We start from the raw sequence: 6,253 nt of genomic DNA, 5'->3' as shown, positions 1-6,253 counted from the left end.
AATCCCGCTCCTACTCGGGCCGGCATCACTGGCCGATCGACGGGCAGCCGCTATCCTCGGCTTTCCCGAAGGCTTCGGAGCCCGGGATGGTGGCGAGCAGCTTGTAGTAGTCGTAAGGCCCCTTGCTCTCGGCCGGCTTCTTCACCTCGAACAGGTACATGTCGTGGACCATGCGGCCGTTGGCCTGCACGCGGCCGTCCTTGGCGAAGATATCCTGGACCGGCAGCTCGCGCATCTTCTTGGCGACGGCATCCGCGTCGTCGGTGCCAGCGGCCTGGACCGCCTTCAGGTAATGGGTCACGGCCGAGTAGGTGCCGGTATGGATCATGTTCGGCATGCGCTTGGTGCGCTCCTGGAAGCGCTTGCCGAAGGCCCGGGTCTCGTCGTTGAGGTCCCAGTACCAGCCCTCGGTCAGGGTCAGGCCCTGCGCCGCCTTGAGCCCGAGGCCGTGGACCTCCGCGAGGGTGAAGAGCAGGCCGGCCAGCCGCTGCCCGCCCTGGACGAGGCCGAATTCAGAGGCCTGCTTGATGGAGTTCGCGGTGTCGAGGCCGGCATTTGCAAGTCCGACGACCTTGGCGCCCGAGGCCTGGGCCTGGAGCAGGAACGACGAGAAGTCGTTGGCGCTCAAGGGGTGGCGGACCGAACCCTTGATCTCGCCGCCCTTCGACTTGACGTATTTGGACGTCTCGCTCTCGAGGGAATAGCCGAAGGCGTAGTCGGCCGTCAGGAAGAACCAGGAATTGCCGCCCTGGCTGACGAGGGCTCCGCCGGTGCCGACTGCCAGTGCCCGCGTGTCGTAGACCCAGTGGAAGCCGTATGGGCTGCATTGCTTGCCCGTGAGCTCGGTGGTGGCCGCACCCGTCACGATGTCGATCCGGCGTTTCTCCTTCGAGATGCCCTGCACGGCCAGCGCCACCGATGAGGTGGTCAGCTCCATGATCGCGTCGACCTTGTCGACGTCGTACCATTGCCGGGCGATCGAGGACGCGATGTCGGGCTTGTTCTGATGATCGGCGGTGATCACCTCGATCGGGACACCGTTCACCTTGCCGCCGAAATCCTCCACCGCCATGCGGGCGGCCTCATAGGAGGAGCGCCCGCCGAACTCGGCGTAGACCCCGGACTGGTCGTTGAGGATGCCGATCTTGACGGTTCCGTCGGAGACCGTCTGCGCCGCACCCCGGTTCGGCGTCAGGGCAGTGGCGGCGACCAAGCCTGCCACGCAGGCGAGCCCGAGATTGAACTGTCCCATCACTATTCCTCCGGTCGGGGCGTTGGCTCGTCGGCCGGCCCTCTGATGCTTGGTGCTGCCCGTTTCGGGTCCGCGATCTTTTTGGGCCGCTCGCCAAGAGGCGCGCCTTTCGTCGGCCAGGACGATCGTCATGCAGAACGCCGATCGCACGAAAGCCTAGACCATTTTCGCGTCGGGTGGCTCGGCCAACGCAAGGAAAATAGGGGCCTTCCCCGAAAAAAGCCGGTTCCATTCAGAGGGAACCGGCTTGAGTGCGCTCAGGTCATCGTCGGCATGGTGAACTCTGCCCCCAACCCCGCACCGTCCGGCCAGCGCACCGTGGTGGCTTTCAGGCGCGTGTAGAAGCGAACGCCCTCGTGGCCGTGCATGTGATGGTCGCCGAACAGCGAGCGCTTCCAGCCGCCGAAGGAGTGAAATGCCATCGGCACCGGAATCGGCACGTTGATGCCGACCATGCCGGCCTTCACGCGCGTCATGAAGGTGCGGGCGATGCCGCCGTCGCGGGTGAAGATCGCGGTGCCGTTTCCGAACTCGTGCGCGTTCACGAGGTCGAGCGCCTCGCCGAAGGTGGCCGAGCGGACGATCGACAGGACCGGCCCGAAGATCTCCTCGCGGTAGATGCGCATGTCGGGGCGCACCCCGTCGAACAGCGATCCGCCGATATAGAACCCCTGCTCGTAGCCCTGCAGCGACAGGCCGCGCCCGTCGACCAGAAGTTCGGCGCCCTCTTCGACACCCGTGTCGATGTAGGACGAGACCTTGTTCAGATGGGCGCGGCTGACGAGCGGCCCCATCTCGGCCTCAGCATCGGTCCCGGGGCCGACCTTCAGGGCGCGCACGCGGGGCACCAGCCGCTCGATCAGGGCGTCGGCGGTCTCGCGGCCCACGGGGACCGCCACCGAGATCGCCATGCAGCGCTCGCCGGCCGAGCCGTAGGCCGCGCCCATCAGCGCATCGACCGCGCCGTCGAGGTCGGCGTCCGGCATGATCACCATGTGGTTCTTGGCGCCGCCGAGCGCCTGGACGCGCTTACCGGCGGACGTGCCGCTCTTGTAGATGTGCTCGGCCACCGGGGTGGAGCCGACGAACGAGATCGCCTGAACTTCGGGGTGTTCGAGCAGCACGTCCACGGCCACCTTGTCGCCGTGGACGACGTTGAACACGCCGTCGGGAAGCCCCGCTTCCTTGAGGAGCAGCGCCAGCTCCACGGCGAGAGATGGGTCCTTCTCCGAGGGCTTCATCACGAAGGTGTTGCCGCAGGCGATGGCGACGGGGAACATCCACATCGGCACCATGGCGGGGAAGTTGAACGGCGAGATGCCGGCGACGACGCCGAGGGGCTCGCGCACGCTGATCACGTCGACGCCGCGGCCGACCTGCTCGGAAATCTCACCCTTCAGGACCTGCGGGATGCCACAGGCGAACTCCACCACTTCGAGGCCGCGGATGACCTCGCCGCGGGCATCGGAGAGCACCTTGCCGTGCTCGGAGGTGATGATGGCGGCGAGACGATCGGTATTCCGGTCGACGAGGTCGCGGAAGCGGAACAGCACCCGGGCGCGGATATGGGGCGGCGTCGCGGACCATGCCGGGAAGGCCTTGGCCGCCGCCTCGATCGCCGCTTTGGTCTCGGCCTGCGTGGCGAAGGGGACGTGGGCGGTCAGCGCCCCGGTGGCCGGGTCGTAGACCTCGCCCCGCGTCTCGCCGCGTCCCTCGACGCTCTGGCCGCCGACGAAATGCGGGATGATCCGGGTCGGCGATTGCTGGTGTGCGGGCATGGCCATGATCGGTCGTCCTTCGAGTGAGAGCGTTCAGGCCTCCCAGGCCTGTTCGTAGAGGGCCGCGATCTCGGAAGCCGACGGAACGCGCGGGTTGTTCGCCGGCGAGCCGGAGGCCAGGGCCTGCTCGGCCATGACCGGGATCAGCGCGCGCCATCGGCCGGCGTCGAGGCCGTAGGCGCGCGGGCTCGGGACCTCGAGATCGCGGTTGAGGTCGCGCAGTTCCGCCACCAGTAGCTCGACGGCTTGCGCCTCGCCGGTGGCCTCGGTGGCCAGGCCCATCGCACGGGCGCAATCGGCGTAGCGCGCCGGGGCGGCGGAGGCCGAGAAGGCGGTGACGACTGGCAGCAGCATCGCGTTCGAAAGGCCGTGGGCGACGTGGAAATGCGCGCCGATCGGCCGGCTCATGCCGTGCACCAGCGCGACGCTCGCGTTCGAGAAGGCCATGCCGGCCTGGAGCGCGCCGAGCATCATCGCCTCGCGGGCGGCGTGGTTGTCCGGCTCGCGGAAAGCGGTGCGCAGATTCGGGGCGATCGCCTTCATCGCCAGAAGCGCGATCCCGTCGGAGAACGGATTGGCGCGGCGGGACACGTAGGCCTCGATGGCATGGGTCAGCGCGTCGATCCCGGTGTCGGCGGTGAGCCTAGCGGGCTTCGACAAGGTCAGCTCGTAATCGACGATCGCGGCGACCGGCAGATAGGCCTGGCCGATGCAGAGCATCTTCTCGTCGGTGGCCTCGTCCGTGACGATGGTGAAACGGGTCGCCTCCGAGCCGGTGCCCGCAGTGGTCGGGATCGCGATGATGGGCAGGCCGGGCCGATCCTCGACATGGGGCGCCTTGAGCGCGCGCATCCGGCCGCCGCCCCGCGCGGCGAGCACCGCCACCGCCTTGGCGGTGTCGATGGGGCTGCCGCCCCCGAAGCCGATGACACAGTCGTGATGGTCGCCGCTCATCGCCGCGAGGGCGAGCGCGACGGAGGCCTCGGTGGGGTCGGGGATGGCGTCGGCGAAGATCGTGGCCGACATGCCAGCGCGGGAGAGGGCCGCCGTGAGGCTCGCGGCGGCAGGCTGCGAGGCGAGGAACCGGTCGGTGACGACGAAGGGGCGAGATACTCCGAGATCGCGCAAAACATTGCCGATATCACCGAGAGCGCCCGCGCCGATCCGCAGCACTCGCGGCAGCGCGATGGCTGCACCTGCCATGGCTTCATCTCCCTGGAACGTGCGACGCCTCTCGCTCCGGCTAAGGACGGGACGTCTTGTGGCAGGAACGTTAGCATTGACACTCGCGCACAGACACGGGAACTCTCGCCCAGTTTCTGTGCGGAAATGCCGGGGCCCATGCCCAAATCCTTCGATTGGGACGACCTCCGGTTCTTCCTCGCTGTCGCCCGCTCCGGCACGATCTCTGGGGCAGGACAGCGCCTCGCGACTGACCACGCCACGGTGAGCCGCCGCATCACCGGCCTTGAGACGGCGCTCGGCGCCAAGCTGTTCGAGCGCAACCCTCGCGGCTACAACCTGACCCAACCGGGCGAGCGGATGCTGGCCTCGGCGCAGGCGATCGAGGCCGAGGCCTTGAGGGCCGAGCGTGATGTCGCCGACGCGGATCTGGCGGTCGCCGGGACGGTCCGGATCAGTACGCTCGAGGGCTTCGGTAACTTCTTCCTCGCCGGTCGGCTGCCGCGCTTCGCGCAAGACAACCCGAACCTCGCCGTGGAGCTGATCGCGATCCAGCAGATCGTCGCCCTGTCGCGGCGCGAGTCCGATATCGCCGTGACGCTGGACCCGCCCCAAAGCGGGCGATTCGTCCGGGAACTGCTCACCGAGTACGTGCTGTTCGTCTACGGCGCGTCCGGTTACCTCGCCGGCCATCCACCCATCGACACCCGCGCCGACCTTACCGGACACACCTTCGTCGGTTACATCGACGACCTCGTCTTCATGCGCGGCCTCGATTACCTCGACGAAGTCGGCGGGCGCGGGATCCGGGCGCGCGTCCAAAGCTCGAGCCTCCACGCCCAGATGGAGGCGACGCTGTCCGGCTACGGTCTCTGCGTGCTTCCGGCCTTCATGGCGGCCCGGCATCCGGAACTCGTACGCGTGCTGCCGGGGGAAATCTGCCTGCGGCGCAGCTACTCCCTGGTGACCCATGCCGACGTGGCCGAGACGGCGCGGGTACGGGCTGCCCGGCGCTTTATCCGGGACGAGGTCGATGCCGCAAGCGACCTGTTCCTGGGCCGATCGGCGCCGGCGACCTGATCCGCCATTTCCGCATCTCGCCCATTGCGACAGGGACGATCATGAAACCCACCACAATCGCCTTCCTCGGGCTCGGCAACATGGGCGGGCCGATGGCCGGCAACCTCGTGCGATCGGGCTACGCGGTCACGGGCTTCGATCCCTCCGACGAGGCCCGTGCCGCGGCGAGCGAGGCAGGAATCCGGATCGCGTCCGCGGCCGAGGCCGCCACGCAGGCGGAGGTCGTGGTGACGATGCTCCCGAGCGGAAGCCATCTCCTCGCCGCCCTCACGGACATGCTGCCCGCCCTGCGGTCCGGTACGCTCCTGATCGATTGCTCGACGATCGACGTGGACAGCGCGCGGGCCGCGCACGCGCTTGCCGGCGAGCGGGGCCATCTCAGCCTCGACGCCCCGGTCTCCGGCGGCGTCGGCGGCGCCCGGGCCGCGACCCTGACCTTCATGGCCGGCGGATCGCAGGAGGCGCTCGACCGAGGGCGGTCCGTGCTCGAGGCGATGGGCCGTCGGATCGTCCATTGCGGTGGTGCAGGCGCAGGGCAAGCCGCCAAGATCTGCAACAACATGCTGCTCGGCATCTCGATGATCGGCGTCGCCGAGGCGTTCGTGCTGGCCGAGGGCCTAGGGCTCTCGCACCAGGCACTGTTCGACGTGGCGTCGACCTCCTCGGGCCAATGCTGGTCTCTCACCGCCTATTGCCCGGTGCCCGGACCCGTTCCGACTTCGCCCGCGAACGACGGCTACAAGCCGGGCTTCGCGGCGGCCCTCATGCTCAAGGACTTGCGCCTTGCCGCCGAGGCGGCGACGGCGACCGGTTCGCGGACGCCGTTGGGCGCCGCGGCAGCGGAGCTTTACGCGGCTTTCGTCGCGGCGGGTGAGGGCGGGACGGATTTCTCAGGCATCGTCCGTCACCTGCGGGACGATGGCTCTGCGGGATGAGAGGTGGCTCCGCCGGTCGGCGCACG

5 protein-coding genes are annotated in these 6,253 nt (G+C 68.5%); 2 read left to right on the top strand and 3 right to left on the bottom strand.

The window, feature by feature from the left end:
• Positions 1–25: 25 nt before the first annotated feature.
• The 3 genes from ACFE7U_RS17070 to ACFE7U_RS17060 all read right to left on the bottom strand — a co-directional run bounded on the left by ACFE7U_RS17070 (position 26) and on the right by ACFE7U_RS17060 (position 4,233).
• On the bottom strand, positions 26–1,252 hold the full coding sequence (locus tag ACFE7U_RS17070; RefSeq protein ID WP_375410909.1) for an ABC transporter substrate-binding protein: 1,227 nt from the start codon (positions 1,250–1,252) through the stop codon (positions 26–28).
• A gap of 257 nt (positions 1,253–1,509) precedes the next feature.
• Positions 1,510–3,036, bottom strand: coding sequence for a CoA-acylating methylmalonate-semialdehyde dehydrogenase (locus ACFE7U_RS17065; RefSeq protein WP_375410908.1), 1,527 nt, complete (start codon positions 3,034–3,036; stop codon positions 1,510–1,512).
• 27 nt (positions 3,037–3,063) lie between these two features.
• Positions 3,064–4,233, bottom strand: a complete 1,170-nt coding sequence (locus tag ACFE7U_RS17060; RefSeq protein ID WP_375410907.1) for an iron-containing alcohol dehydrogenase — start codon at positions 4,231–4,233, stop codon at positions 3,064–3,066.
• 138 nt (positions 4,234–4,371) lie between these two features.
• On the opposite strand from ACFE7U_RS17060, the gene ACFE7U_RS17055 reads away from it, so the two are divergent.
• Positions 4,372–5,292 carry a LysR family transcriptional regulator gene (locus ACFE7U_RS17055; protein WP_375410906.1) on the top strand — a complete coding sequence of 307 codons (921 nt, stop codon included), beginning with the start codon at positions 4,372–4,374 and terminating at the stop codon, positions 5,290–5,292.
• A gap of 41 nt (positions 5,293–5,333) precedes the next feature.
• Positions 5,334–6,227, top strand: a complete 894-nt coding sequence (mmsB, locus tag ACFE7U_RS17050; RefSeq protein WP_375410905.1) for a 3-hydroxyisobutyrate dehydrogenase — start codon at positions 5,334–5,336, stop codon at positions 6,225–6,227.
• The last annotated feature ends 26 nt before the right edge of the window (positions 6,228–6,253 follow it).

The organism is uncultured Methylobacterium sp. (assembly GCF_964251405.1).
Classification (GTDB): Bacteria; Pseudomonadota; Alphaproteobacteria; order Rhizobiales; family Beijerinckiaceae; genus Methylobacterium.
This window is presented reverse-complemented; position numbering and strand designations above follow the sequence as displayed.